Below are 25,534 nucleotides of genomic sequence, written 5' to 3' on the forward strand. Positions count from 1 at the left end.
CACCGCCATGAATTTCCTGCAACACCCGACCCGACATCTCTTTTTCACCGGCAAGGGTGGTGTGGGCAAGACCTCGCTGGCCTGTGCCAGTGCGCTGGCCCTGGCGGAACAGGGCAAGAAGGTCCTGCTCATCTCTACCGACCCGGCTTCCAATGTGGATGAGGTCCTGGAGACCCCTCTCTCCGACACACCCACCCCCATACTGAATGTTCCGGGCCTCAAGGCCCTGAATATCGACCCGGAAAAGGCCGCCGCCGATTATCGCGAGCGGGTGGTGGGCCCCTATCGGGGCAAGCTCCCGGAGGCCGTGGTGAATAGCATGGAGGAGCAGCTCTCGGGTGCCTGTACCATGGAAATTGCAGCCTTTGATGCCTTTGCGGCCCTGCTGGGCGATGCTGAATCCACCCGGGACTTCGATCATCTGATCTTCGATACCGCACCCACCGGGCATACCTTGCGCCTCTTGTCCCTGCCCAGCGCCTGGACCGGATATATCGAGTCCAACACCTCGGGCACCTCCTGCCTGGGGCCGCTGGAGGGTCTGGCCAATCAGAAGGAGACCTACGCCCAGGCGGTGGACAGCCTGGGCGATGGCCAGCGCACCACCCTGGTACTTGTCAGCCGCCCCGAGGCGGCAGCCCTCAACGAGGCGGCCCGCTCCAGCGGGGAGCTGCGGGCATTGGGCGTGGCCAATCAGCACCTGGTGGTGAATGGCCTGTTCCAGGCCCTGGATCGGGACGATCCCGTGGCCTGCGCCCTGGAGGCGCGGGGGCGTCAGGCCCTGGAGCGCATGCCCGCCATGCTCAGGGATCTGCCTCGCAGTGAACGCCCGTTGCGGGGGCGCCCCCCCATGGGCCTTGAAGGCCTGCGCATCCTGCTGGCCGAGGTGGAACCCCCGTCCGCGCCCGGTGAATCGGTTCAGGCGCCCGAGGGCGAGACCTTCGATGCGCTGGTGGATTCCCTGGGAGCCGACGGCCATGGGGCGATCATGACCATGGGCAAGGGAGGCGTGGGCAAGACCACCCTGGCGGCCCGTCTCGCCGTGGCCCTGGCCCAGCGTGGCCACAAGGTCCATCTGACCACCACGGACCCGGCGGCCCATGTGGAGGCCGCCGTGGGCGAGATTCCCGAAGGCATGACCATCGGCCGGGTGGACCCGGTCCTGGAGACCCAGCGTTATCGGGACGAAGTCATGGCCTCCGCCGGCAAGGATCTGGACGAGGAAGGTCGACGCCTGCTGGAAGAGGATCTGCGTTCCCCCTGTACCGAAGAGATCGCCGTCTTCCAGGCCTTTGCCAAGACCGTCGACCAGGCCCGGGATCAGTTCGTGGTCCTGGATACCGCGCCCACCGGTCACACCATCCTCCTGCTGGATGCCGCGCAGGCCTATCATCGGGAATTGGGGCGTCAGAGTCAGGGCGTGCCCGAGGCGGTGGAGCAATTGCTGCCCCGACTACGGGATCCGGCCTTCACCCATGTGCTCATCTGTACCCTGCCCGAGGCCACGCCCGTGCACGAGGCTGCAGCCCTGCAGGCGGACCTGCGACGGGCCGGCATCGAACCGGCCGGCTGGATCGTCAATCAGGCGCTGAGCCCGGTGAAGGTGAGCGATCCCATCCTCAAGGCCCGTCAGGCCGCCGAGGGCCGATGGATCCGGGAGATCCTGGAGCAACACCACCAACGATTGGTGGTGGAGCCCTGGAGCGAGACCTACGACTGATCACATAGAGGCATTGCCGCCATGCGCATACGTGATTTCATGACCAAGGACCCTCAGCGGGTCAGCCCGGATACGCCCATCCCCGAGGTGGCCCGCCTGATGGTTGAGCATCGCATCAATGGCCTGCCGGTGGTGAGTGGGGAGGGGCATCTGGAGGGTATCGTCACCACCGGCGATCTCACCCATCGGCTGGCCGATGAACGCATCGAACAACGGGAATCCTGGTGGAAGGAGTCCTATTACCGTTCGCCCATCGGTGGCGCGCGGGACGAGGGCCCGAATCGCGCCAGCGGCCGTACCGCTGGAGAGGTGATGACCCGCAAGCTGATCACCCTGAGCCCCGACGATGACATGACCCAGGCGGCGCGCATGTTCCTGGAGCACGGGGTACAGGCCCTGCCGGTGGTGGAGGGGGAGCAGTTGGTGGGGATCATTTCCCGATTCGACCTGTTGGGTTGCCTGGCGGAAGACCCGGGGTGCTGCAATCCGTTCAGGGCGGAGAAATAGCAGCGCCCCTCATTCTCAAAGCAGATATTCGAACCCAATCATCCGAACCCAGGGATCCACCCATGCTCCTCACCGCACTGACGATCTTCGTCGCCACCATCACCCTTGTCATCTGGCAACCCAAGGGCCTGGGCATTGGCTGGAGCGCCATGGCGGGCGCGGCGCTGGCTCTGGCCACCGGCGTGGTGCAGTTCTCCGATGTGCCCATTGTGGTGGACATCGTCTGGAACGCCACCCTGACCTTTGTCTTCATCATCATCATCTCCCTGTTGCTGGACGAGGCCGGTTTCTTCGAGTGGGCGGCATTGCACGTGGCCCGCTGGGGGGCGGGCAGCGGGCCCAGGCTCTACGCCTTCATCATCCTCCTGGGGGCTGCGGTGGCAGCCATGTTTGCCAACGACGGGGCGGCCCTGATGCTCACGCCCATCGTCCTGGAGATGCTGCTGGCCCTGGGCTTCTCCGCCGGGGCGGCCTTTGCCTTCGTGATCGCGGCCGGCTTCATTGCCGATACGGCCAGTCTGCCCCTGGTGATCTCCAACCTGGTGAACATCGTCTCCGCCGACTTCTTCGGGATCAGCTTCCGGGAGTATGCGTCGGTGATGGTGGTGGTCAACCTGGTCTCGGTGACCGCGTCCCTGGCCGTGCTCTATCTGTTCTTCCGCAAGCAGATCCCGCGCACCTATCAACTGGCCGGGCTGCGGACACCCGAGCAGGCCATCAAGGACCCGGCGGTGTTCAAGGCCGGTTGGGGTGTGCTGGCCCTGTTGCTGTTCTCTTTCCTGGTGATCGAACCCATGGGGGTGCCCATCTCCGCCATCGTCGGCGTGGGCGCCGCGGTGCTGCTGGCCGTGGCCGCCCGGGGCCGGGCCATCTCCACCCGGCGGGTGGTGCTCAGTGCCCCCTGGCAGATCGTGATCTTCTCCATCGGCATGTATCTGGTGGTCTACGGTCTGCGTAATGCCGGCCTGACCGCCGATATCGCCGGTGCCCTGAACTGGATCGGTCAGTACGGGGTGATGGCCTCCGCCGTGGGGACCGGGTTCATCGCCGCCTTCCTCTCCTCGATCATGAACAACATGCCCGCCGTGATGGTGGTGGCCTTGTCCATCGATGAGGCCCAGGTGACCGGTGTCATCAAGGAGGCCATGATCTACGCCAATGTGGTCGGTTCGGACCTGGGGCCCAAGATCACACCCATTGGATCACTGGCCACGCTGCTGTGGCTGCATGTGCTGGCGCGCAGGGGCATCCACATCACCTGGGGGCAGTACTTCAAGATTGGCATCATGATCACGCCGCCGGTGCTGCTGGTGACCCTGCTCGCCCTGGCGGGTTGGCTGAGCATCATCCGCTGATGCCCTTGATGGGGGGGTGGCCACAAGCCGCTCCCCCATGAGCTGTTTCCATTCCATCCCATTGGCCACGAGAGTAACGTTCCATGAATCTGCTGTTTCTGTGCACCGGCAATTCCTGCCGTTCCATCCTGGCGGAGGCCACCTTCAATGCCCTGGCCCCCGAGGGCTGGCAGGCTATGAGTGCCGGCAGTCAGCCCACCGGGGCGGTTCATCCCCGCTCCCTGGCCTTGCTGGAGCGGGAGGGTATTCCCACCCAGGGGCTTCACAGCAAATCCTGGGAAGACCTGCCTCAAACCCCGGATGTGGTGGTCACGGTCTGTGCCAGTGCGGCCGGGGAGACCTGCCCGGTGTACCTGGGATCGGCCCTGCGCACCCACTGGGGTGTGGAGGACCCGGCCAAGGCCACCGGCACCGAGGAGGAGATCAACGCGTCCTTTGAGCAGGCCTACTGCATTCTGCGGCATCGGATCGAGGCGTTCCTGGCTCTGAGCCAGAACGACCCGGTGTGGCGAGATCGGGACGCCCTCAAGACGGCGCTGGATCGCATCGGGGAACAAACCCCCTGAGGCCGGGGTCCATTGCACAATGGTGTACGAAGCGATAACGTCACCACCTTGCCACCTACGAGGCCTCATCCATGCTTGATCGCATCCTTGCCAGACACTCGATCGACCGCCAGCAGTTCCAGCTGGGGGCACTGGTGCTGTTCACCGGGCTGGTGCTCACGCTGCAGAACCCGGTTGCGCGGGATTCGGCGGCGGAGTTGATATCCCAGGTGGAGATGCCCTCCCTGTCCAACATCATGGAGATGCGCCCCAGCGGCCCGCCGCCGTGGATGGACAGCGACCAGTTCCTGATGGACGACGCCGAGGAGATCCAGCCGGTGCTGGTGACCCTGGATCGGGATGAAGCCGTTCCAGCAGGGGATCTGCGGGAGCGCCCGCAGCGTTAATGGGCTGCGTGGCTCAGTCGAACACCTGACTCAGCACGTCTCTATAATTGCGGATGCGCTGCACGAAGTGCACTGGCTCGTAACCTCGCGCGTAGCCATACCGTAACTGTGGGTAATACCGCTCATCCGAGAGGAGCGGTAGAACCTCCCGCATGTCAGCCCAGCTGTCCGGGTCTTTCCCCAGATCCCGGGCCAGTTGGCGTGCGTCCAGGAGGTGGCCCCTTCCCACGTTGTAGCTAGCCAGGGCCAGGAAGGTACGGTCGGGTTCCGGAATGTGATCCGGCAGTCGCTGGTGACGATCTTCCAGATAGCGGGCACCGGCCAGGATGCTTTGTTCAGGATCCAGGCGATTGGTGACGCCCAGGGATCGTGCGGTGTTCTGGGTGAGCATCATCATGCCGCGTACGCCAGTGGGACTGCGTGCATTGGGATTCCAGTGAGATTCCTGATAGGACAGGGCCGCCAGCAGGTCTGCCGGCATGTCGGTTTCCTCCTCGGCGGCCAGAAAAAGATCCTTGAACTCGGGCAGGCGATCCTCAATGCGCCGGTTCAGGGCCCGCAGGTCCACATAATCAAACTCTTCGATGTACGCATAATGCCTGCGCTCCATGCGATCGATGGCTTCATCGCCCTCACGGCTGTTCATCCAGCTGAAGGCCTGCTCGGAGAGCTTCGTGGTGCCTTGAGCCAGGTACCAGCCCAGGTTCTGGCCCTCGGTGAGATCCATGGCCACGCTCAGTGACGGCATGAAACGGCGGTTGACCTTGACGATGTTGGAGTCGGCCACGGTGCACTGCAGGGCGTTTTCCGCCACTTCTCCCAGCAGCCGTTCGGTGCCCTTGTCCACTTCCTGGAAACTCAGCCCCTCGTGATCGCCCGCCAGCGTCCGCAGCCGCTCGGCGTAGCTCGAATCCGCTGTCACCACGATTTCCACGTCGGCCAGATCCGGGGTTTGCCTGGGCTTGCTGGCAAGATCACGATGGCATACCACCTGTTGAGTGACCTCGGTGTGAGCCGGCCCCCGTTCAAAGCGCTGGTTACGGGATTCCAGGTGTGTCAGTCCCGACGCGGCCAGGTGGGCCTTGCCCGCCTCCAGTGCCTCGATCACCCGGGCAGTGGAATCCACCACCATCCAATCCACCTCCCAACCCCGGGCTTCGGCAAAATCGGTCACCAGATCGTATTCAGGCCCACTGGGACGCTCGTGTCGGTCCAGATAGTAGGTGGTGGGTCCGTTTCGGGTCACCACGACCAGCACCCCGGATTCATCCGGATGGATTTGAGCCACGCCGGCCCCCCTGTCACAGCCGCTGAGCAGTGCCAGGGTCAGGCAGAGAAGAGGCAAAAGGCCAGGTAGCTTTCTCATCAATTCGTCTCACGGCTATCCCATAAGCAAGACTATACTCATCCCGTAGACGGTGTGCAGACACAGGCCAGGCACACCAGTGGGATTCGGGCCATGATGGTGGGTAAAGGGGATGAGCGCATGAAGGTCACAGAGTCCTTCTACATGGGTGAACCTCTAGGGCAGCAGCATCAGACGCTGGCCGCCGCCACCTATAATCGCGCCCAGTTGCTGCTGGCTCATAGTGGTGAAACGAGCCTGTTCGTGCCGATCCGCTCCATGCAGTACCTTGCGGTGTTACAGGCGCGGGAATTTCTCTTCGTGGATGGAATGGGTTCCCGCGTGGTGGAGGTGGCCTGGCGTCACTTTCGCCCAAGCGAGCGTGATTCGCTGGACGCCCCGGTACCGTTTGAACTGGTCTTTTTCCGACAGGATTCAGCGGAGGTGGTGCGCCGGCTCCACGGCGAGTTGCGCCGCGCCCTGGATCAGCTGGCATCCCGCCACGCCCTGCAGGGTGCGCCAACAGGCCAGGTGATCCCCTTCCGCCGCCAGCGCACCTGAAAAGGGGACCAAAAAAGGGGACAGACCAAAAAAGGGGACAGACACCTTTTTCCAACGTTTGGCACGAGCCTGGGTTTGCCAACGAGATTCGGAAAGAGCAGGGTAAAAAGGTGTCTGTCCCCTTTTTTGCGGAACGAACAAAGATCAAGAGGCGCTTTTCATGTTGTCCAGATACTGGCGTGCCCCGTGGTCACTGATGCTGGTGGTGTGCCTGTTCTGGCTGGGTGCCTGCTCCCCCCGGCCGGAGCCCCTGCTGCTATTGCCACCAGATGCGGTGATCCTGGCCTTTGGTGACAGCCTGACCCATGGCACCGGGGCCGAGGCGGGAGCCAGCTATCCGGCGCATCTGGCGCGGATGACCGGTCTGGAGGTGATCAACGCAGGCGTGCCCGGCGAGGTGACCACTCAGGGGCGGGTACGTCTGCCCGGATTACTGGATCAGTATCAACCCGATCTGCTGATCCTGATCCACGGCGGTAACGACATGCTCAGGCGCGGTGACGGTGAAATCAAACGACAGAACCTGGAGGACATGATCCTGACCGCCCGGCAGAGGGACATCCAGGTGGTGATGGCGGCGGTGCCCACCCCGGCCCTGTGGCGGCTCAGTGGTGCCCAGGTGTACCAGGATCTGGCCGATGAACTGGGGGTGACCCTGGAGGGTGATGCCCTGGCGTATATTCTTTCCCGGGATTCCCTCAAGGCGGACCCCATCCACCCCAATGCCGAGGGCTATCGAATCCTGGCGGAGCGAATTCATGACCTGCTCCGGGAGGCAGGCGCGTTGATCAACTGAAGTGATCAAACAGGTGCGGGTACGAGGTGATATGGCGGCACACATCCCGGGCATGGGAATGCGCAGGGAGATACCCAGCGCCGCGGCGTTGCCGAGGCACTGGGTGTGTGGATTCAGGTGCGGGTGTCTGGGCCCGGACCCGGACCCAGGTCCGGCTTTCTGGCGATCTCCGTAAGCCGGTCGTGAATGCTGAACAGGACCAGCATCAGTTCACAGCCGACGCGCCAGAACACCACCCCCAGCACCAGCATCATCAGCCCGCCGAAGAAGCTCTGCCCGAACATGGTCCCCAGCGCGCCGATCACGATGGCGGCCAAGCCGATCCAGAAAATGATGTGGATGAAGGGCGGCGTGATCATCTTGCGGAATAGCAGATAGTCATTCATTGGTGTCACTCCCCTTAAGTTCTTCCTGACGTGGATCGGCGTGCAGACACCGGTCCGTGAAAGCGGCCGAATACCGCGGGGCAGCCCGGCGCCCGCGCCGAACGAACGTGAAAGCCCCCTGAAAGTATAGTGGGTTGACAGCAAGACGCTGCCGACCCGGCGTTGAGCGTCTATCCTTGGCAACAGCGCCCATTCATTTCGCGACGGCGGACATGACCGTGAATCCCCCCGCACATCCCCATGTGGCCCTGTATGCCACCTGCTTGATGGACCTTTATCGCCCCAATGTGGGGTTCTCCGCCATCCAGCTGCTGGAGTCGGCGGGCTGCCGGGTGAGCGTGCCGCGGGGGCAGACCTGCTGCGGACAGCCGGCCTATAACAGCGGCGACCGGGCCACTGCCCGGGCCCTGGCGCTGCGGGTGTTGCAGGAATTCGAGGGTTTTGACTACGTGGTGCTGCCCTCGGGCACCTGCGGCGCCATGATGCAGGCCTATCCAGCCCTGCTTGCTGATGATCCCGAGCTGCAGGTCCGGGCTCGGGATCTGGCCGACCGGACCTTCGAGCTGACGTCCTTTCTGGTGGATGTGATGGGAGTGACCGCAGTGGATGCGCAACTGGATGGCATCGCCACCTATCACGACTCGTGTTCCGGCCTTCGGGAACTGGGGGTGCGGAATCAGCCGCGCCGACTACTGTCCACGTTGCGGGGGCTGGAACTCAAGGAGATGAGCGACGCCCATGTCTGTTGCGGGTTTGGGGGCCTGTTCAGTGTGAAATACCCGGAGATCTCCGGGCGCATGGTGTCCGACAAGGGGCATCGGGTGGGTGAGACTGGCGCCGGTTTCCTGCTGGGTGGTGACCTGGGGTGCTTGTTGAACATTGCCGGCCGACTGCGCCATGAGGGCAGCGCCGTCCGGGTCTTTCACGTGGCCGAGGTGCTGGCCGGGCGCACCGGCGTGCCGGCCATCGGGGAGGGCAGGGCATGAACACGTCCGCAGGGGATTTCAAGTCCCGGGCCCGGGCGGCCCTGAAGGATCGACATCTGGAGCAGGCCCTGGGTCGTGCCCGGGATGGTTTCGTGCTCAAGCGCCGCAAGGCCGTGGACGCCCGGCCCGACTTCGAGGCCCTGCGCGATCGGGGGGTGGCCATCCGGGACCATACCCTGGATCACCTGGAAGACTACCTGCAACAGTTCATTCAGGCCTTCGAGGCCCAGGGCGGCCAGGTGCACCGGGCTGCGGATGCCCAACAGGCCCGGCGCATCGTTCTGGATATCTGCCGTCAGGCGGGTGCCCGACGCGTGACCAAGGGCAAGTCCATGGTGGCCGAGGAGGTGGGTCTCAACGAAGCCCTGGATGACGCCGGCTACGATCGGGTGGAGACCGACCTGGGTGAGTACATCATCCAGCTGGCCCATGAGACCCCCAGCCACATCATTGCGCCCGCGGTTCACAAGACCCGCGAGCAGATCACCGAACTCTTTCACGAATACCACCGGATACTGGGCTTCCCGGAACGGGTGACCAGTATCCCGGGCCTGGTGAATGAGGCCCGCAGTGTGCTGCGTGAACGCTTTCTCACCGCTGATGTGGGCATCACCGGCGCCAACTTCCTGGTGGCCGAGAACGGTGCCAGTGTGATCGTCACCAACGAGGGTAACGGGGATCTGACCGCCACGTTGCCCCGGGTGCATGTTTCTGTGACGGGCATCGAGAGGGTGGTGCCCACACTGGAGGACATGACGACCCTGCTGCGCCTGCTGGGTCGTAGCGCCACGGGACAGGTGATGACCAGCTACACCACCCTATCCACCGGTCCACGCCGCACCGATGACACGGATGGCCCGTTGGCGCATCATGTGGTGCTGGTGGACAACGGCCGAGCGGGCATGCTGGCGGATCCGCGTTACCGGGCCATGCTGCGTTGCATTCGTTGCGGGGCCTGTCTGAATCACTGCCCGGTGTATGGCGCCATCGGCGGTCATGCCTATGGGTGGGTGTACCCCGGGCCCATGGGTTCGGTGCTCACCCCCCTGACCCGCGGTCTGGCCAGCGCCCCGGATCTACCCCAGGCCTGCACCCTGAATGGCCATTGTGCCGAGGTGTGTCCGGTGAAGATTCCGTTGCCGGAGTTGCTCCGTGGGCTCCGTGAATATCAATTCGAGCAGCGGGTGGTGGGTCGACGGCCCCGCTGGGCGGTGTGGCTATGGGGTCAGGTGGCCCGGCGGCCGGGGTTGTATCGCCTGGTAGCCCGGTGGTCGGCGCGGACCCTGGCCTGGCTGGGGAGGGGGCAGGGCGTGCTCCGGCGTTTGCCCATGGCGTCCGGCTGGTTTAAGGGCGGGAGGTATCTGCCGGTGCCGGAGGGGCGCAGTTTTCTTGATATGTGGGATGGAGGACGCCCAGTGCCTTCCGCCCCCCTCACCCCAACCCCTCTCCCCGGTGGGGAGAGGGGCTCTGGATCGCAGGCTGCGGACTCCACCTATGTTCTCCCTTCTCCCCCCGGGGGAGAAGGGCCGGGGATGAGGGGCTTTGAAAGTGCGCTGGAGCAGGCTGCCGGGACCCTTGAGTGGGTCGATCAGCCAGATGACATCCCCCGGCAACTTGCCCGCATCATGCAGCAACAGGGCCTTGCTGGCCCGGTGGTCGTGGCCCCGGCGCTGGCTCACCTGGACTGGGCGGGCGCTGGACTGGCCCCCCGCTTCGGACCCGCCCTGGGCGATGAAACCGTCGGCCTGAGCCAGGCGGTCTGTGGCGTGGCCGAGACGGGTACGCTGGTCCTTGCTTCAGGTGCAGATGACCCCACCACCATCAACTTCCTGCCTGAATACCACTTTGTGGTGCTGTCGTCGTCGAACGTGGTGGATTGCCTGGAGGATGCCTGGACGCGACTCCGGGAACGGGATACCCCCTGGCCACGAACCATCAACCTCATCACCGGCCCTTCGCGCACCGCAGACGTAGAGCAGACCATCCAGCTCGGCGCCCACGGCCCCCGCAGCCTGAAGGTGTTCATGCTGTAAAAAAGGGCAAAAAAAGGGGACAGACACCTTTTTCCACGGGTAAAAAGGTGTCTGTCCCCTTTTTTGCTTTTTAGTCAGTGTTTACCCACGGCAGTCGCCGCAGCACCGTCTTTTCCAGTTCCACGATGATGAACAACGCCAGTCCGAACAGCAGGATGCGGGCCCAGTCTTCCCAGCCGATGGGGGTGGTGCCGAACAGGGTGTTCATCACCGGTGCATAGGTGAAGGCCAGTTGCAGCAGCACCAGGATGCCGATGGCCAGCCACATGGCCCTGGACTGGAAGATGGCCCAGCCACGCAGGACCGGCTGATAGATCAGGCGCAGGTTCAGCAGGTAGAAGGCCTGACCGGCCACCAGGGTGTTGATGGCCACGGTGCGGGCCAGTTCGGAGGAGGTGCCCACCACTTCCTCCATCCACACGAAATGCCCGAACGTGCCCAGCCACAGGAGCACCGCCACGAAGGGGATGCGCCAGAGCAGAAAGCCCGACAGCAACGGGGCATTGGGATTGCGCGGTGGACGCTTCATTACCCCCGGCTCGCTGGGCTCGAAGGCCAGGGCCATGGCCAGGGTGACGGAGGTGACCATGTTCACCCACAGCACCTGCACCGGGGTGAGGGGCAGGGCCAGGCCCATGAGGATGGCCATCATGATGGTCATGGACTGCCCGGCATTGGTGGGCAGCATGTGCAGGATGGCCTTGCGGATGTTGTCGTACACCGTTCGGCCTTCCTCCACCGCATGGGCGATGGAGGCGAAGTTGTCATCGGCCAGCACCATCTCCGAGGCCTCCTTGGCCGCCTCGGTGCCCTTGTGGCCCATGGCCACGCCCACGTCGGCGCGCTTCAGGGCAGGGGCGTCGTTGACGCCATCACCCGTCATGGCCACGATGCTGCCGCCGTGCTGCAGGGCCTGTACCAGTCGCAGCTTGTGCTCGGGGGTGGTGCGGGCGAACACATCCGTCGTGCGGGCGGTCTCCCTGAGCTGTTCCGGAGTCATGTGATCCAGCTCGTGGCCGGAGATGGCGGTGGCCTTTTTGCCGCCGCCGATCCCCAACAAGCCGCCCACGGCCTGGGCCGTGATGAGATGATCGCCGGTGATCATCTTCACCCGGATGCCCGCCTCCAGGGATTGGCCTACCGCCCGGATGGCCTCCTCCCGGGGTGGGTCGATGATGCCCAGGATGGCCAGCAGGGAGAATCCTCCCGCCTCCACCTGGCTGTAGCTGAGTTCGTTCTGGTGCGGTCGGGCATCCCTCGCCGCCACGGCCAGCAGGCGCTCACCCCGGGCGGCCACTTCTTCCATGGCCTGCTCCCACCAGGCCCGCTCCAGCGGGCGTGCCCCATCGCGGGTCTGCTCATGCTCACACAACTCCAGCACGCGCTCCGGCGCACCCTTGAGGTAGATCACGCCCTGTCCGTCGTGATCCCGGTGCAGGGTGGCCATGTACTTGTGGTCCGACTCAAAGGGGATCACATCCACCCGGGGCATCTGTCCCTGTTCGGTCTGCGGATCCATGCCGGCCTTGCGGGCCAGGACCACCAGGGAGCCCTCCGTGGGATCCCCTTCCATCACCCAGTGACCTTCCTTTTCGAATACCTGGGCATCGTTGCAGAGCAGACCCACCCTCAGGGCCTGGGCAAGCACCGGATCTTCATCGGGATTGATGTCCTGGCCGGCCTCGGCAAACCCGCCCTGGGGCGCGTAGCCCACGCCGTCCACCTGCACATGATGCTCCCGGCTGCGCAGGGAGGAGACCGTCATCTCGTTGCGGGTGAGGGTGCCGGTCTTGTCGGAACAGATGGTGGACACCGATCCCAGGGTCTCCACCGCCGGCAGGCGTCGGATGATGGCGTTGCGTCGGGCCATCTTCTGCACGCCGATGGCCAGGGCGATGGTCAGGATGGCCGGCAGACCCTCGGGGATGGTGGACACCGCCAGACTGGCAGCGGCGAGAAACATCTCGTCCAGGGGGTAGCTGCGCACCCAGTAACCAAAGGCAAAGGTGGCTGCCGCGACCACGATGATGACGCCCGCCAGCCAACGCCCGAACTGCTCCATCTGCCGCACCAGCGGCGTCTGCAGGCTGTCCACCTCGCCCAGCATGGTGGAGATGCGGCCCACCTCCGTGGTCTGCCCGGTGGCCACCACCAGGCCCCGACCGCGACCAAAGGTGACCAGGGTGCCGGAATAGGCCATGCAGAGCCGATCGCCCAGGGGGGCATCCCTTGCCACAGGTGGCACTGCCTTTTCCACCGGCACTGACTCCCCGGTGAGCACGGCCTCGTCGATGCGCAGGTTCTTGGCATTCAGCAGGCGCAGATCCGCCGGTACCTTGTCGCCCGCCTGCAGGTAGACCACATCCCCGGGAACCAGGCTGCTGGCCTCCACCTCGCGCCGATGACCATCCCGCAGCACCAGGGCCCGGGGTGAGAGCATCTTGCGGATGGCATCCAGGGCTTTTTCGGCCTTCCCCTCCTGCACGAAGCCGATCAGGGTGTTGATCAGCACCACTGCCAGGATCACGCCGGTGTCCACCCAGTGGCCCAGCAGGGCGGTGCCCAGGGCGGCCACCATCAGGATATAGATCAGGATGTTGTGAAAATGCCGGAAGAACCGCATCAACGGGCCGGCCTTTTCCGGCGGGCGCAGTTCGTTGGGGCCATGCTGCTCCAGGCGCTGTTCCGCCGCCTGGGTGGTCAATCCGTCGGCATGCGACTCCCAATGCCGGACCACCTGGTCGGGGTCCTGGGCGTGCCAGACCGGCCTCTCTTGGGTGTCACCTTGATCCTGTCGGGTGTTTGAATCCATCGGTACCGCTCCACTCTACCGCTTGATCCTTGCAAGGTTAACATCGACCATAGGGACTACAACCATCCCAAGGGACGCCCCGGTGAGCCTGGAAAAGGTCTTTTTTGGTTTCTTCATCCTGCTGGCCCTGACCCTGAACTTCGGGTTTGTGCTGGGGGAGTTCGATAATCCCGATCATCACAATACCTACGAGCTGCTGGCCGTGATCATCGTTAATCTGATCGCCACCGTGCTCAAGTTCGGGGATCGCACGCAAACGGGGGCCCTGCTGCTGGCCAGTTCGCTGGTGGCGGATCTGCAGCTACTGGCGGCGGCGGTGGTCTGGGCCTATGCCGTGCATGTACATGCGGGAGGGCTGGATGCCATGTTCATGGCCAGCATCGTCTCTCTGGCCGCTGGCGCGCTGCTGGCCAACATCGTTTCGGTGGTGCTGGTGATCATCGACACCGTGAATCTGCGGCGCTGACGGTCAGCGGCTACAGGCTCACCCCCAGGCTCCCATGAACAAGGTCATCTTTCTGTTCCTGAGGCGCATGAGAACCCCCCTGCTGGTTCTCATCGGCGCCTACACCCTGGCCGGGCTCGGGTTGTTGCTGATCCCGGGGGTGGATGAGTATGGCGAGCCCTGGCGCATGGATATCCTCCATGTGCTTTATTTCCTCAGCTACACAGCCACCACCACCGGTTTTGGCGAGGTGCCGCGGGAGTTCAGCGAGGCCCAGCGACTGTGGGTGATGTTTTCCATCTATCTCACGATCATTGCCTGGCTGTATGCCATCGGCAAGATCCTCGCCCTGGTGCAGGAGCCCGCGTTCAGGCAGGCGGTGCGATATCAGGGCTTCGAGCGTCATGTCAGGCGCATGCAGGAGCCCTTTTATATCGTCTGCGGTTATGGAGACACCGGTTCCATGCTGGTGAAGGCCCTGGTACACCGGGGCCAACGGGCGGTGGTGATCGACCTGAATGTGGACCGCATCAACGATCTGGAACTCACGGACCTGAGCAGCCATGTGCCGGCCATGGTGGGGGACGCCAGCGTGTCCAGGCATCTGCGGTCCGCCGGATTGCGTCATCCCCTGTGCCAGGGCGTGGTGGCCGTTACGGATAACGATGATGCCAATCTGAAGATCGCCATCACCGTGAAGCTGCTCAATCCCACGTTGCCGGTGGTCTGCCGTGCCCACACCCGTTCCACCCAGGACAACATGGCCTCGTTCGGCACGGACCACATCGTCAATCCCTTTGATGCCTTCGGTGAGCGCCTCACGCTGGCGTTGCACTCGCCGGGCTTGTACCTGCTGCGGGAATGGCTCACCAGCGTGCCGGATACCCCCCTGCCACGGCCCGTGGAACCGCCACAAGGCACCTGGATCCTGGTGGGGTTCGGTCGTCTGGGGCGGGCGGTTAAACAGGGCATGAAGTCACTGGGCATGGGCACCGTGGTGATCGAGGAGATCGCCGAGCGGGCAGATCCCGACGGCCCCTGCCTGCAGGGTCGCGGCACGGAGGCCGATACCCTGCAGCAGGCGGGCATCGCCAACGCAGTGGGTCTGCTGGCGGGCACGGATGAGGACACCAACAATCTCTCCTGCCTGATGACGGCGCGGACCCTGAACCCGGATTTGTTCATCGTTGCCCGGCAGAATCATTACGATAATCGGGACATCTTCAGGGCTGCCAAGCCCGACCTGATCATGCGCCCCAGCGAGATGATCGCCGAGGCCATCCTGGCGCATCTGAGTGCCCCCTTGCTGGCCCGGTTTCTCCAGTTATCCCTGGAAAAGGATGACGACTGGGCCAATGAACTGCTCAGCCGGATTAGCGCCGTCACCGATGAGGTGGTCCCCGAGGTTTGGCTTGTGAGCGTGAATGACAAGTCAGCGCCGGCCCTGGTCCGGCTGCTGCAGGAGCAGTCGATCACCCTGGGGGCGCTGCTGGATGCCACCCATGCCTGGCGGGATTCCTTCAATTGCGTGCCCCTGATGCGGGTACGCGAGGGAGAAGCCTTGCTGACCCCGGGGCCTGAGACCGATATCCAGACGGGCGATCGGCTGCTGTTGTGCGGCCAGCCCCGGGTGGCGGATCGTTTTCATCACCTGCTGCGGGATGTTCAGGCCCTGCGCTACCTGGTGACGGGCTACAATCGGCCCGATGGCTGGGTGTGGCGCGCGGGCAGCCGGCGCAGCCGGCCTGGCACCACGGGCAACACGAATTGACGAGGACAAGACCATGGCAGTGAATTCATCCGGCGGTGGCCGCCTGGATCAGGTGGTTGCCAACAGCCACCGCGAACGCGAAGACCGGGAGAAGGGCTACCGGGCCAAGGCCCTGAAGATGTACCCCTGGGTCTGCGGGCGCTGTGGGCGTACCTTCGATCACAAGAACGTGCGTGAACTCACCGTGCATCATCGGGATCACAACCACGATCACAACCCGCCCGATGGCTCCAACTGGGAGCTGTTGTGCGTGTATTGTCACGATAACGAGCATCAGCGCCTCACCGAAGCCATGAGTGGTCATGGTGGCGGGCAGGGTGATGGGCCGGGCCTGGGGGCTACCCATAACCCCTTCGCCGCCCTCGGGGATCTGCTCAAGGGACAAGGTGGGGGCAATCGCGGGGATTGACCCGGCCACTGGGCGCGGCGTAGCTTCAGATCTGACCAGTTGAGGAGACACAGACCATGGGTGAGGGTTCGGACATCAAGGCCCTTGAGGGCCTATTGATCATTGCGGTGGTCGCTGCCTTTGGTATCTGGCAGTTCATCTCCTTGCGCCGCGATCGGGAAGAGCGAGAGCGCCGCAAGGAAGAGAAGGCCCGGGAGAACAAGGACAAGTAACAACAGGGGGGCGCCGCAGACGCTCCCCCCGATGCACATGATCGATGCACACGGAGACCCTATGAGAATACTCATCACCGGTGGGACTGGTTTTGTTGGCTCGCGCCTCATCGCCCGCATGCAGCCCCAGGGCCACGAGTTCGTGGTGCTCACCCGCAATGCCGAGAAGGCTCGACGCAAGCTGGGTATGGATACCTTCCGCATCATCGAATGGGACACCCGTTCTCCCATTCCTCCGGACGCCTTTCAGGGAGTGGAGGCTGCCGTGAATCTGGTGGGGGAGAGCATCGCCAGCAAGCGCTGGAGTTCCCAACAGAAGAAAAAGATCATCAACTCCCGCGTGGAACCCACCCGCGCCCTGGTGGATGGCATCAATGCGCATGCGCCCCAGTGCCGTGCCCTGGTGTCCGCTTCGGCCATCGGTTACTACCCGGTCAATCACCCGGAGCCGCTGGAGGAGGAAAGCGAGCCCGCCGCCGGCTTCATGTCGGAGATCTGTCAAAAGTGGGAGGCGGAGGCCGAGCGTGTGAACGAGAGCACGCGACTGGTCATCGTGCGCATCGGGGTGGTTCTGGGGCGGGGAGGCGGTGTGGTGGGCCGCCTGATGCCCATCTTCAAGGCCGGGCTGGGTGGGCCGGTCTCCGATGGCTCCCAGATGATGAGCTGGATCCATCTGGAGGACCTGGCCGGGATTCTCTCCCGGGGCTTAAAAGAGGACTCCATGCGCGGGGTCTACAACGCCGTGGCCCCTCATCCGGTGACCAATCGGGAGTTCTCCAAGGCCTTTGCCAAGGCCCTGGGCCGTCCGGCCCTGCTGCCTGCCCCGGCCTTCATGCTGCGGGCCACCATGGGAGAAATGGCGGATATCGTTCTGGACTCCCAGGCCATTTCCGGGCGCAAGGTGCAGGAGGAGGGCGGCTACAGTTTCCTGTATCCGCGCATTGAACATGCCATGAACGAGATCGCCGGTCGATCATGATGCTGGAAGGTGTCGATGTTTCGTCCCGGCCAGGCCGGTTGATCCTGATCTATGAGGGAATGCTTCGTTCATGGTAATTCGTCACCCCGACCCCATGGCCATGTTGCTGCAGGCCATGCCCATTGTGGCCATGGTGGTGTATGGCACGATCTATCTCCGCCAGTTCCTGGATGGCTACCCGCCCCCGTTGGCCAATCTCGCCATCCTGATCGCCCTGGGCGTTATGTCTTTCTATGCCCTATGGCGCCTGTCGCCATTCACCCTGTACCGTTTCCGGCATTCGCCGGCCCATGTGGCCATCGAGAAGCAGCGACTTATCGGTCGTAACCCATTGCTGGAGCATGACCTCTCCCGTGTGCAGCGCATCAGCATCGAGCGCTATCCCTTCAACCGGGGCTACCGTTACGTGGTCTGCATGCACCTGGCAGACGGTCGACGTATTGTGGAAGGCATGCCGGACGCGCCGCGACCCGAGCCCATCTATGATTTCGCGGTGCGCGTGGCCCGGTTCTACGGCGTGGCCGAAGGGCCTGGGGGCCCGCCCGAGGAGTAAGAAAGTAAAATGGGGACAGACACCTTTTCCGCGAAAAGCGAAAAAGGTGTCTGTCCCCATTTTGCCCCTTTGCCGGTCAGGCGCCCCGGAAGGCGGCGGTGATGGCGGTGGCGATGTCCACGTGGGTGACGCCGGGGATGTCCAGGGCCACGTCGCGCATGGCCTGCTGGGTGGCGCCCTGGAGTGAGTCCTGGGTGAGGGGGACGCCCTTGAGGGCGTCGGCCAGGCGCTGCATGCCGTCCTCCGGGAAGACCGTGAAATCGCCGCTCAGGGACAGGTCCACGATGTGGTCGTCCTTGGCCAGCAGGCGGCTGCGGATCAGGCCGCCGGGGGCCTTGAAGGCGCCTTCGGCCAGGTGGGTGTCGGCAGAGATCTTTACGCCCCGTTCAATGAATCGACGCCCCTTCTGGTAGGTCCACTCAGGGTCCTGGAGTTCCTTCTCCTGCTCGGCAATGGATGCCTCTTCCGCGGCGGTGGCCTGGTCCATGACCGGTTCCACCCGCAGATGCACCGCAAGTTCCTCCATGAAGGTCTTGATCACCGTCTCCCGTGAGGGGGGTTCGCCCAGTTCCCGGGTGAGGGTGGTGATGTAGTCGGACATGCCGGCGCGCAGCTTGTCGCGGAATTTCTCCGAGGGGACCTTCAGGCAACGGGACATGGTGTCCACATCGAAATCGAACATGAAACTGCCCACCATGAGGGTGGCATCCCCGATGGAGGCGGCGCCGGTACCGCCGATCTTGCGACCATCCACATGAATGTCGTTCACCGGGCGAAAGATCGCCTGCACCCCCAGTCGGTGATAGGTCTGGATCACCGGTTCAATGAAATGTGAATAGATGTCGCTGACCCGCCGGGGGGCCTTCTCGGCGGGGTAGATGAAGTGGAAGAAGAGCTGATTCTGGTCCAGGAATACCGCCCCACCCCCCACATGGCGACGGATGATCGGCAGTTGATGCGCCTGGCAGTAGTCCTCGTCCACCTCCAGGGCCACGTCCTGATGCAGACCGACGCAGACATAGGGTGATGAGGGATTCACCAGGGTGAGCACCGGTGTGTCGCCGGGTTGCATGTGGTGGGCAATGCCGTGGTAGACCGCCTGGGATCGCAGGGCGGGCTGGGAGCCAAAGTCGAGCACTCGAAGCTGCATGGGTCGCGTCCTTCCGGGTTGTGATCGGTGTGCGGTGGCGTCGGCGTCCGGCCCGTCAGGCCTGCTCGATCCGGAGGCGCCATTCCCTGGGACCGGTTTCGTGCACGGAGGTGCCCTGGCTGTCCACGGCCACGGTGACCGGCATGTCCTTGACTTCGAACTCGTAGATGGCCTCCATGCCCAGGTCCTCGAAGGCCACCACCCGGGAAGACTTGATGGCCTTGGACACCAGGTAGGCGGCGCCGCCCACGGCCATCAGGTACACGGCCTTGTTGTCGCGGATGGCCTCCACGGCGGTGGGGCCGCGCTCGGCCTTGCCCACCATGCCCAGAAGCCCGGTCTGCTCCAGCATCTGCCGGGTGAACTTGTCCATGCGCGTGGCGGTGGTGGGGCCGGCCGGGCCCATCACCTCGTCGCGCACCGGGTCCACGGGGCCCACGTAGTAGATGAACCGGTTGGTGAAATCCACCGGCAGTGTGTCGCCTGCGTCCAGCATCTGGGTGAGGCGCTTGTGGGCGGCGTCCCGTCCGGTGAGCAGGCGGCCATTGAGCAGCAGGACATCACCCGGCTGCCAGCTGGCCACTTCCTCGGGAGTGATGCTGTCCAGGTCGACGCGCTTGCCTTTGCTGGGGTCGTAATCCAGTTCCGGCCAGTCTTCCAGGGCAGGCGGGGTGAGTTGTGCCGGGCCGCTGCCGTCCAGGTGGAAATGCACATGACGGGTGGCCGCGCAGTTGGGGATCATGGCCACGGGCAGGGAGGCGGCATGGGTGGGGTAGTCCAGGATCTTCACGTCCACCACGGTGGTCAGCCCACCCAGGCCCTGGGCGCCAATGCCCAGGGCGTTCACCTTCTCGTACAGTTCCAGGCGCAGCTCCTCCACCCGGTTGGCCGGTCCGCGGGCCTGAAGTTCCTGGATATCCACGGGGGCCATCAGCGATTCCTTGGCCATGAGCATGGCCTTCTCCGGCGTGCCGCCGATCCCCAGGCCCAGAATCCCTGGCGGGCACCAGCCAGCGCCCATGGTGGGTACGGTCTTGAGCACCCAGTCGACGATGGAGTCGGAAGGGTTGAGCATGGCCATCTTGGCCTTGTTCTCGGAGCCGCCGCCCTTGGCGGCGCAGATCACCTCCAGGTGATCGCCGGGTACCGTCTCCATGTGCACCACAGCCGGGGTGTTGTCCTTTGAGTTGCGGCGTTCACCGGCGGGGTCCAGCAGCACGGAGGCGCGCAGGGTGTTGTCGGGGTCGGTGTAGGCACGGCGCACGCCCTCATCCACCATCTCCTGAACACTCATCGTCGCCTCCCAGCGCACGTTCATCCCGATCTTGAGGAACACCAGGGCGATACCGGTGTCCTGACAGATGGGGCGGTGTCCCTGGGCGCACATCCGGGAGTTCACCAGGATCTGAGCCATGGCGTCTTTCGCCGCGGGGGACTGCTCACGCTCGTAGGCCTGGGTGAGGGCCTGGATGTAATCCTTGGGGTGGTAATAGCTGATGAACTGGAAGGCGTCTGCGATGCTCTGGATCAGGTCTTCCTGGCGGATGACGGACATGCAATGGCTCCGGCGGTATGACAATGGATGGTAACCCGCCATCTTACTGAGTTCGCGGTCGGAGTAGAATCACGACCGCAAGAACCATCCACTTTCATCGCACACACGGCCACCATGATCCCCACGAGATCCCGTTTCCTTTTCCTCCTCCTGCCTCTGGCACTGCTGATGACCCTGGGGTCATCAACTGCCCTTGCTGGCCTGCCCCATGCCATTGTCCAGGTGCTGGAGCGTCATGGCGTGCCCCAGGACGCGGTCAGCCTCTGGGTGCAGCCTCCGGGGTCGTCCCCCACGATCGCCCATCGGGTGGATGTGCCCCGCAATCCGGCCTCCACCATGAAGCTGGTCACTACCCTGGCGGCCCTGGATATCCTGGGCCCCGCGCATCGCTGGGAAACGCATCTGCACACCTTTGCACCGGTGGAAAACGGCGTGCTCAAGGGCGATCTCTACGTGCGTGGCGGCGGTGACCCCTTCCTGGTGACCGAGCAGGTGTGGAAGCTGGCGGGGGCCCTCAGGCGCAGTGGCATCGAGCGCATCGAGGGGGATCTGGTCTTTGATCTCAGCCACTACGATGTGGCCCCGGAGGATCCGGGTGAGTTCGATGGTCAGGCCTTCCGGGCCTACAACCAGCCGCCTCATGCCCTGCTGATGAATTTCAATGCCGTCCGTTTCGAGTTCCGTCCTGCCGAGGATGGTCGTTCGGTGCGGGTGACCACCGACCCCCCGCTGTCACGTTTGCAACTGGATAACCGTCTGCGCCTGGCGGCAGGGCCCTGCGAGGGGTATCAGCGCGGCGTGGCCTATCACGTGGAGGATGCGGGTCGCGTGCGCCTGGAGGGAAACTTCCCTCGGGGCTGCGATCAGTACAGCCTGCTGCGCACGGCCCTGGGGCCCGAGGCCTATGCCCATGGCCTGTTCAGCGAGCTCTGGGAGCAATGGGGCGGGACGCTTGATGGCAACTGGCGTATTGGCATGCTACCGGACAAGGATGCCAGGCCCCGGGTGGTGCACGAATCCCCTCCCTTGGGAGACCTGATCCGCCTGATCAACAAGTACAGCAACAATGTCATGACCCGGCAACTCAAGCTGGCCCTGGGGGTGGAGGTATACGAGGGCCCGGCCACCGTGGACAAGGGGCATGCGGCCATCCGGGCCACGCTGGCCCGCAACGGGGTGGATACCCAGGGGCTGGAGCTGGACAACGCCGCCGGTCTCTCGCGCAGCAACCGCATTACCGCCCGCCAGCTGGCCCAGGTGCTGCAAGTGGGTCGAAACAGCCCCTATATGCCCGAGTATCTGTCCTCCCTGGCCATTTCGGGCGAGGACGGCACCCTGCGCCGGCGCTTCGTGGATGCCCCAGGAGCTGGGGACATGCGCATGAAGACCGGGTATCTCAATGGGGTCTCGGCGGTGGCCGGTTACCTGCGCACCGCCCGGGGAGAGGACCGCATCGTGGTGCTCATGATCAATCACCCTGGGCTGCAGCACTGGCGTGGCACCCAGATACAGGATGGGATTCTCGACTGGCTGCATGCCAACGGATGACGGGCGGAGCCCGCAGCGTGCAGTCAAACGACTCAAGTCCTGTCAGAATACAAGACAGGTACCGCTGGATTTCGAGAGATGGATGGGCCAAGAGACTCGATGTCTCGACAGCTACCGTGGCTTGAACGACGTTTCGAGGAGCGAACGCATGATCGGCAACATACAGAATTACTACGAACACCTGGTTTACGACCGGATTCGCCATGTGCTGCTGGAGCTTGGGGATGCCCTGGACACCACTCACATGGACGATCTGGCCTGCGTGGCCCTCAACCGGCTGCCGCCGCGGTATGTGCGTTTTTCCGTGGATCTGACCACGCGGCTCACCGACGAGGACTGGGAACTGATCAGCACCCAAGTGAACGAGGCGGTGGATTACGCCATGCGCACCACCGGGCGGCGCCACGAAATCCGTCTGGGCGAGGACGAGTGAAGCCCTTTTGTCCATGATGCCACTGACCGCGCCGCCCAAACCGCTGTTCTCCTATCGGCCCTACTGGGCTGCGCGTTTCGGCGTGGCCCCCTTTCTGCCCATGTCCCGTGCCGAAATGGACGAACTGGGCTGGGATAGCTGCGATGTGATCCTGGTCACCGGCGATGCCTATGTGGATCATCCCAGCTTCGGCGTGGCCATCATCGGCCGGCTGCTGGAGGCCCAGGGCTTCAGGGTGGGGGTGATTGCCCAGCCCGACTGGCGTTCCGCCGACCCCTTCATGGCCCTGGGGCCGCCGAACCTGTTCTTCGGCATCACCGCAGGCAACATGGACTCCATGGTGAATCGCTACACCGCCGATCGGCGGGTACGTCGCAACGATGCCTACAGCCCCGATGACGAGGGCGGGCGGCGCCCGGACCGGGCGGTGATCGTCTACAGCCAGCGGGTGCGCGAGGCCTATCGGGACGTGCCCATCATCATCGGTGGTATCGAGGCCAGCCTGCGGCGGGTGGCCCATTACGATTACTGGTCTGACAAGGTGCGTCGCTCGGTGCTGCTGGACTCCAAGGCGGATCTGCTGCTGTATGGCAATGCGGAGCGGGCCCTGGTGGAGGCGGCGCACCGCATTGCTGGCGGCGAGCACCCGCGCGGCCTCCGGGATCTGCGGGGGACCGCCTTTCTCAGTGATGGTCTGCTGGATGGCTGGCAGGAACTGGACTCGACCCTGCTGGACCGCCCCGGCCCCGTGGACCGACACCGCGATCCCTACTGCGAGGACATCCCCGAACACTGTGGCCCCGGCCAGGCCGTGGCCTGGCGGGCGGGCACCGGCGCCCAGGTGGTGCGGGTGCAGCGCCGGGCGGTGGCCGCCCATCCTCGGGAGAGCACGGTCATCCGTCTGCCCCAGTGGGATGCCGTCACGGACGATCCGGCGCTCTATGCGCATGCCGCACGGCTGCTGCATCTGGAGACCAACCCGGGCAACGCCCGCGCCCTTATCCAGGGGCATGGGGATCGGGATCTGTGGGTCAATCCGCCCCCCATTCCGCTGACCACGGCAGAGCTGGATACCCTGTTCGACCTGCCCTTTGCCCGGGCCCCGCATCCCGCTTACCGGGGCGCGCGCATCCCCGCCTGGGAGATGATCCGCTTCTCCGTGAACATCATGCGGGGTTGCTTCGGTGGCTGCACTTTCTGCTCCATCACCGAGCATGAGGGGCGCATCATCCAGTCCCGGTCCGAGGACTCCATCGTCCGCGAGGTGGACGAGATCCGCGACAAGGTGGAGGGGTTCACGGGCATCATCTCCGACCTGGGCGGACCCACGGCCAACATGTACCAGCTGGGATGCAAGGATAAGGCCATCGAGGCCCGCTGCCGCCGTCTGTCCTGCGTCTACCCGCGCATCTGCTCCAATCTGAACACGGACCACGGGCCTCTGATCAGCCTTTATCGTCGCATCCGCCAGCGGCCCGGCGTGAAGAAGGTCCTGGTGGCCTCCGGGGTGCGTTACGACCTGGCGGTGCTGTCCAGGGAATACGTGAAGGAGCTGGTCACCCATCACGTGGGGGGGTATCTCAAGATCGCCCCGGAGCACACCGAGAGCGGCCCGCTATCAAAGATGATGAAGCCCGGGATGGATGTCTACGAGCGCTTCAAGGCCCTGTTCGATCACTACACCCGGGAGGCGGGCAAGGAACAGTACCTGGTGCCATACTTCATTGCCGCCCACCCGGGCACCACGGACCAGGACATGCTGCACCTGGCCGTATGGCTCAAGCGCAACGGCTTTCGTCCGGACCAGGTACAGGGCTTTCTCCCTGGCCCCATGGCCCTGGCCACCACCATGTATCACACGGGAAGAAATCCCCTCAAACCCATTCAGCGCGAGGGGGGAGAGGTGGTCAGCAATGCCCGTGGCCTGCGCCAGCGGCGGCTGCACAAGGCCTTTTTGCGGTACCACGACCCGGAAAACTGGCCGCTGTTGCGCAAGGCCCTGCAGGACATGGGTCGCGCGGACCTCATCGGCAATGGCAAGCGCCATCTGGTGCCCCGCTATCAGCCGGAGGGGACGGGTCAGTCGGGGGAGGGGAGGCGTCGTGGCAGTGGTGTGATGCCCGTTCAAAAGGGTCAGCCCAAGACCTCAGGGCGCCCTGCCGCAGGCAGGGGGCGCGGGCAGGCTGGGCGAACAAGGCGCCGGTAGGTGACAGCCTCCTTCTCCCCTCAGGGGAGAAGGTATGGGCTGTTGAAGGTCCGTGGTTCCGGTAAGGGCTCAGCGCCCCGCCTTCGGCCCCAGCAGCAGCCAGAGGATGAAGCCGATCAGCGGCAGCAGAACAATCAATACGATCCACAGGACCTTGGTTCCAGTCCCTGCACGGCTTTGAACGGTACTCACGATCGCCCAGATCACCGCGATCAGCAGTACAAGGCCCAGCAGGCCGCCCACTTCGATGCCCATGATGTCGCTCCTTGTTGTGTTCAAGTGTGTTCGGTTTGGTACCCTCTCAACATACAGGCAGAGTACCGAACGTGACCACCCCCAAGCGCCGGGGGCGGCACGGAGGCTTTCCCATCATGCCCACCCTGGAGTGCTGATTCATGCCCTATGTCAACATCAAGATCACCCGCGAAGGGGCCACCCCTGAGCAGAAGGCGGAACTCATCCGTGGCGCCACGCAGTTGCTGGTGGATGTGCTGGACAAGAACCCCAACACCACCGTGGTGGTGATCGACGAGGTGGAGACGGACAACTGGGGCGTGGGGGGGGAGACCATCACCGTGCGGCGTCAACGGGAGTAGGGGGGAAGAACGCGATGACACGACGCAAGAAGACCGACATGGGCCTGGTCTTGATCGGTGGCCTGCTGCTGGGTGTGGGCGCCTTTGCCCTGTTCGGCGGCGAGGTGTGGATCAGCCGTCTCACCGTGGGTGAGGGGCAGGGAATCGGTGGTACGGCGGCCCTGGTGATCGGTGGGATCTTCATCGGCCTGGGGCTCTACTTCATCAAGGAGTCCCGCAAGTAG

The 25,534-nt window shown here is 64.2% G+C and carries 26 protein-coding genes; 20 read left to right on the forward strand and 6 right to left on the reverse strand.

The genetic code is table 11. The features are described from left to right. Positions 1-7 precede the first annotated feature (7 nt). The 5 genes from arsA (at position 8) to ECTOBSL9_RS10550 (ending at position 4,534) form a co-directional block, all read left to right on the forward strand. On the forward strand, positions 8-1,720 hold the full coding sequence (arsA, locus tag ECTOBSL9_RS10530; protein WP_063465009.1) for an arsenical pump-driving ATPase: 1,713 nt from the start codon (positions 8-10) through the stop codon (positions 1,718-1,720). A gap of 21 nt (positions 1,721-1,741) precedes the next feature. Further along, entirely contained in the window at positions 1,742-2,227 is a 486-nt protein-coding gene (locus ECTOBSL9_RS10535) for a CBS domain-containing protein (protein ID WP_063465010.1), read from the forward strand. Positions 2,228-2,289: 62 nt separating this feature from the next. Beyond that, positions 2,290-3,582 (forward strand): arsenic transporter, encoded by a 1,293-nt coding sequence (locus ECTOBSL9_RS10540; protein WP_063465011.1) that lies wholly within the window; start codon positions 2,290-2,292, stop codon positions 3,580-3,582. Positions 3,583-3,665: 83 nt separating this feature from the next. After that, a complete protein-coding gene (locus ECTOBSL9_RS10545; RefSeq protein WP_063465012.1) occupies positions 3,666-4,148 on the forward strand; it encodes an arsenate reductase ArsC in 483 nt (160 codons plus the stop codon). 71 nt (positions 4,149-4,219) lie between these two features. Beyond that, positions 4,220-4,534, forward strand: a complete 315-nt coding sequence (locus ECTOBSL9_RS10550; RefSeq protein WP_063465013.1) for a hypothetical protein — start codon at positions 4,220-4,222, stop codon at positions 4,532-4,534. A gap of 13 nt (positions 4,535-4,547) precedes the next feature. On the opposite strand, the gene mltF is transcribed toward ECTOBSL9_RS10550, so the two are convergent. After that, positions 4,548-5,900, reverse strand: a complete 1,353-nt coding sequence (gene mltF / locus ECTOBSL9_RS10555) for a membrane-bound lytic murein transglycosylase MltF (protein WP_063465014.1) — start codon at positions 5,898-5,900, stop codon at positions 4,548-4,550. A 93-nt stretch (positions 5,901-5,993) separates the two neighbouring features. Here mltF and ECTOBSL9_RS10560 point away from each other — a divergent pair, with 93 nt between their 5' ends. Next, complete coding sequence (locus ECTOBSL9_RS10560; protein WP_240480959.1) at positions 5,994-6,440, forward strand: hypothetical protein; 447 nt, start codon at positions 5,994-5,996, stop codon at positions 6,438-6,440. Positions 6,441-6,600: 160 nt separating this feature from the next. Beyond that, positions 6,601-7,236: a GDSL-type esterase/lipase family protein gene (locus ECTOBSL9_RS10565; protein WP_063465015.1), complete on the forward strand. Its 636-nt coding sequence runs from the start codon at positions 6,601-6,603 to the stop codon at positions 7,234-7,236. A gap of 113 nt (positions 7,237-7,349) precedes the next feature. Here ECTOBSL9_RS10565 and ECTOBSL9_RS10570 read toward each other — a convergent pair whose 3' ends face one another. After that, on the reverse strand, positions 7,350-7,622 hold the full coding sequence (locus ECTOBSL9_RS10570; protein ID WP_063465016.1) for a DUF4282 domain-containing protein: 273 nt from the start codon (positions 7,620-7,622) through the stop codon (positions 7,350-7,352). A gap of 212 nt (positions 7,623-7,834) precedes the next feature. Here ECTOBSL9_RS10570 and ECTOBSL9_RS10575 point away from each other — a divergent pair, with 212 nt between their 5' ends. Together ECTOBSL9_RS10575 and ECTOBSL9_RS10580 are read left to right on the forward strand one after the other, a co-directional pair. Continuing rightward, positions 7,835-8,608 (forward strand): (Fe-S)-binding protein, encoded by a 774-nt coding sequence (locus tag ECTOBSL9_RS10575; protein WP_063465017.1) that lies wholly within the window; start codon positions 7,835-7,837, stop codon positions 8,606-8,608. Next, entirely contained in the window at positions 8,605-10,641 is a 2,037-nt protein-coding gene (locus ECTOBSL9_RS10580; protein WP_063465018.1) for an LUD domain-containing protein, read from the forward strand. Before ECTOBSL9_RS10575 ends, ECTOBSL9_RS10580 begins: the two co-directional genes overlap by 4 nt. 70 nt (positions 10,642-10,711) lie before the next feature. Here ECTOBSL9_RS10580 and ECTOBSL9_RS10585 read toward each other — a convergent pair whose 3' ends face one another. Continuing rightward, positions 10,712-13,453, reverse strand: coding sequence for a cation-transporting P-type ATPase (locus ECTOBSL9_RS10585; RefSeq protein ID WP_063465019.1), 2,742 nt, complete (start codon positions 13,451-13,453; stop codon positions 10,712-10,714). Positions 13,454-13,535: 82 nt separating this feature from the next. On the opposite strand from ECTOBSL9_RS10585, the gene ECTOBSL9_RS10590 reads away from it, so the two are divergent. The 6 genes from ECTOBSL9_RS10590 (at position 13,536) to ECTOBSL9_RS10610 (ending at position 17,822) form a co-directional block, all read left to right on the forward strand. Continuing rightward, on the forward strand, positions 13,536-13,919 hold the full coding sequence (locus tag ECTOBSL9_RS10590; RefSeq protein ID WP_063465020.1) for a DUF6394 family protein: 384 nt from the start codon (positions 13,536-13,538) through the stop codon (positions 13,917-13,919). Between the two features lie 34 nt (positions 13,920-13,953). Next, complete coding sequence (locus tag ECTOBSL9_RS10595; RefSeq protein WP_063465021.1) at positions 13,954-15,669, forward strand: TrkA family potassium uptake protein; 1,716 nt, start codon at positions 13,954-13,956, stop codon at positions 15,667-15,669. Between the two features lie 19 nt (positions 15,670-15,688). Beyond that, complete coding sequence (locus ECTOBSL9_RS10600; RefSeq protein ID WP_371259022.1) at positions 15,689-16,078, forward strand: YajD family HNH nuclease; 390 nt, start codon at positions 15,689-15,691, stop codon at positions 16,076-16,078. A gap of 56 nt (positions 16,079-16,134) precedes the next feature. After that, positions 16,135-16,290: a hypothetical protein gene (locus tag ECTOBSL9_RS16985; protein WP_156500097.1), complete on the forward strand. Its 156-nt coding sequence runs from the start codon at positions 16,135-16,137 to the stop codon at positions 16,288-16,290. A gap of 61 nt (positions 16,291-16,351) precedes the next feature. Next, positions 16,352-17,269 carry a TIGR01777 family oxidoreductase gene (locus ECTOBSL9_RS10605; protein ID WP_063465023.1) on the forward strand — a complete coding sequence of 306 codons (918 nt, stop codon included), beginning with the start codon at positions 16,352-16,354 and terminating at the stop codon, positions 17,267-17,269. Positions 17,270-17,339: 70 nt separating this feature from the next. Further along, positions 17,340-17,822 (forward strand): hypothetical protein, encoded by a 483-nt coding sequence (locus ECTOBSL9_RS10610; RefSeq protein WP_156500098.1) that lies wholly within the window; start codon positions 17,340-17,342, stop codon positions 17,820-17,822. Between the two features lie 76 nt (positions 17,823-17,898). Here ECTOBSL9_RS10610 and ECTOBSL9_RS10615 read toward each other — a convergent pair whose 3' ends face one another. Both ECTOBSL9_RS10615 and ECTOBSL9_RS10620 read right to left on the reverse strand, forming a co-directional pair. Then, complete coding sequence (locus ECTOBSL9_RS10615) at positions 17,899-18,972, reverse strand: lipoate--protein ligase (protein ID WP_063465025.1); 1,074 nt, start codon at positions 18,970-18,972, stop codon at positions 17,899-17,901. A gap of 55 nt (positions 18,973-19,027) precedes the next feature. Further along, positions 19,028-20,527, reverse strand: coding sequence for a fumarate hydratase (locus ECTOBSL9_RS10620; protein WP_063465026.1), 1,500 nt, complete (start codon positions 20,525-20,527; stop codon positions 19,028-19,030). 114 nt (positions 20,528-20,641) lie between these two features. Between ECTOBSL9_RS10620 and dacB the strand changes: the two genes are divergently transcribed. The 3 genes from dacB to ECTOBSL9_RS10635 all read left to right on the forward strand — a co-directional run bounded on the left by dacB (position 20,642) and on the right by ECTOBSL9_RS10635 (position 24,714). After that, positions 20,642-22,075 (forward strand): D-alanyl-D-alanine carboxypeptidase/D-alanyl-D-alanine-endopeptidase, encoded by a 1,434-nt coding sequence (dacB, locus tag ECTOBSL9_RS10625; RefSeq protein WP_063465027.1) that lies wholly within the window; start codon positions 20,642-20,644, stop codon positions 22,073-22,075. A 148-nt stretch (positions 22,076-22,223) separates the two neighbouring features. Next, positions 22,224-22,508, forward strand: coding sequence for a late competence development ComFB family protein (locus ECTOBSL9_RS10630; protein WP_063465028.1), 285 nt, complete (start codon positions 22,224-22,226; stop codon positions 22,506-22,508). Between the two features lie 22 nt (positions 22,509-22,530). Continuing rightward, complete coding sequence (locus ECTOBSL9_RS10635; protein WP_082830067.1) at positions 22,531-24,714, forward strand: YgiQ family radical SAM protein; 2,184 nt, start codon at positions 22,531-22,533, stop codon at positions 24,712-24,714. 69 nt (positions 24,715-24,783) lie between these two features. On the opposite strand, the gene ECTOBSL9_RS10640 is transcribed toward ECTOBSL9_RS10635, so the two are convergent. Further along, positions 24,784-24,969: a PLD nuclease N-terminal domain-containing protein gene (locus ECTOBSL9_RS10640; RefSeq protein ID WP_025282354.1), complete on the reverse strand. Its 186-nt coding sequence runs from the start codon at positions 24,967-24,969 to the stop codon at positions 24,784-24,786. Positions 24,970-25,109: 140 nt separating this feature from the next. Here ECTOBSL9_RS10640 and ECTOBSL9_RS10645 point away from each other — a divergent pair, with 140 nt between their 5' ends. Further along, a complete protein-coding gene (locus tag ECTOBSL9_RS10645; protein ID WP_025282353.1) occupies positions 25,110-25,310 on the forward strand; it encodes a 4-oxalocrotonate tautomerase family protein in 201 nt (66 codons plus the stop codon). Between the two features lie 14 nt (positions 25,311-25,324). Continuing rightward, positions 25,325-25,534, forward strand: a complete 210-nt coding sequence (locus ECTOBSL9_RS10650) for a hypothetical protein (protein ID WP_063465029.1) — start codon at positions 25,325-25,327, stop codon at positions 25,532-25,534.

Origin of the sequence: Ectothiorhodospira sp. BSL-9 (assembly GCF_001632845.1) — a bacterium.
In the GTDB taxonomy this organism is placed as follows: domain Bacteria; phylum Pseudomonadota; class Gammaproteobacteria; order Ectothiorhodospirales; family Ectothiorhodospiraceae; genus Ectothiorhodospira.

Excerpts from the sequence above, each read along its gene's own strand:
- arsA (WP_063465009.1), top strand. The coding sequence starts at position 8 with ATGAATTTCCTGCAACACCCGACCCGACATCTCTTTTTCACCGGCAAG.
- ECTOBSL9_RS10535 (WP_063465010.1), top strand. The coding sequence starts at position 1,742 with ATGCGCATACGTGATTTCATGACCAAGGACCCTCAGCGGGTCAGCCCG.
- ECTOBSL9_RS10540 (WP_063465011.1), top strand. The coding sequence starts at position 2,290 with ATGCTCCTCACCGCACTGACGATCTTCGTCGCCACCATCACCCTTGTC.
- ECTOBSL9_RS10545 (WP_063465012.1), top strand. The coding sequence starts at position 3,666 with ATGAATCTGCTGTTTCTGTGCACCGGCAATTCCTGCCGTTCCATCCTG.
- ECTOBSL9_RS10550 (WP_063465013.1), top strand. The coding sequence starts at position 4,220 with ATGCTTGATCGCATCCTTGCCAGACACTCGATCGACCGCCAGCAGTTC.
- mltF (WP_063465014.1), bottom strand. The coding sequence starts at position 5,900 with ATGAGAAAGCTACCTGGCCTTTTGCCTCTTCTCTGCCTGACCCTGGCA.
- ECTOBSL9_RS10560 (WP_240480959.1), top strand. The coding sequence starts at position 5,994 with ATGATGGTGGGTAAAGGGGATGAGCGCATGAAGGTCACAGAGTCCTTC.
- ECTOBSL9_RS10565 (WP_063465015.1), top strand. The coding sequence starts at position 6,601 with ATGTTGTCCAGATACTGGCGTGCCCCGTGGTCACTGATGCTGGTGGTG.
- ECTOBSL9_RS10570 (WP_063465016.1), bottom strand. The coding sequence starts at position 7,622 with ATGAATGACTATCTGCTATTCCGCAAGATGATCACGCCGCCCTTCATC.
- ECTOBSL9_RS10575 (WP_063465017.1), top strand. The coding sequence starts at position 7,835 with ATGACCGTGAATCCCCCCGCACATCCCCATGTGGCCCTGTATGCCACC.
- ECTOBSL9_RS10580 (WP_063465018.1), top strand. The coding sequence starts at position 8,605 with ATGAACACGTCCGCAGGGGATTTCAAGTCCCGGGCCCGGGCGGCCCTG.
- ECTOBSL9_RS10585 (WP_063465019.1), bottom strand. The coding sequence starts at position 13,453 with ATGGATTCAAACACCCGACAGGATCAAGGTGACACCCAAGAGAGGCCG.
- ECTOBSL9_RS10595 (WP_063465021.1), top strand. The coding sequence starts at position 13,954 with ATGAACAAGGTCATCTTTCTGTTCCTGAGGCGCATGAGAACCCCCCTG.
- ECTOBSL9_RS16985 (WP_156500097.1), top strand. The coding sequence starts at position 16,135 with ATGGGTGAGGGTTCGGACATCAAGGCCCTTGAGGGCCTATTGATCATT.
- ECTOBSL9_RS10605 (WP_063465023.1), top strand. The coding sequence starts at position 16,352 with ATGAGAATACTCATCACCGGTGGGACTGGTTTTGTTGGCTCGCGCCTC.
- ECTOBSL9_RS10610 (WP_156500098.1), top strand. The coding sequence starts at position 17,340 with ATGGTAATTCGTCACCCCGACCCCATGGCCATGTTGCTGCAGGCCATG.
- ECTOBSL9_RS10615 (WP_063465025.1), bottom strand. The coding sequence starts at position 18,972 with ATGCAGCTTCGAGTGCTCGACTTTGGCTCCCAGCCCGCCCTGCGATCC.
- ECTOBSL9_RS10620 (WP_063465026.1), bottom strand. The coding sequence starts at position 20,527 with ATGTCCGTCATCCGCCAGGAAGACCTGATCCAGAGCATCGCAGACGCC.
- dacB (WP_063465027.1), top strand. The coding sequence starts at position 20,642 with ATGATCCCCACGAGATCCCGTTTCCTTTTCCTCCTCCTGCCTCTGGCA.
- ECTOBSL9_RS10630 (WP_063465028.1), top strand. The coding sequence starts at position 22,224 with ATGATCGGCAACATACAGAATTACTACGAACACCTGGTTTACGACCGG.
- ECTOBSL9_RS10640 (WP_025282354.1), bottom strand. The coding sequence starts at position 24,969 with ATGGGCATCGAAGTGGGCGGCCTGCTGGGCCTTGTACTGCTGATCGCG.
- ECTOBSL9_RS10645 (WP_025282353.1), top strand. The coding sequence starts at position 25,110 with ATGCCCTATGTCAACATCAAGATCACCCGCGAAGGGGCCACCCCTGAG.
- ECTOBSL9_RS10650 (WP_063465029.1), top strand. The coding sequence starts at position 25,325 with ATGACACGACGCAAGAAGACCGACATGGGCCTGGTCTTGATCGGTGGC.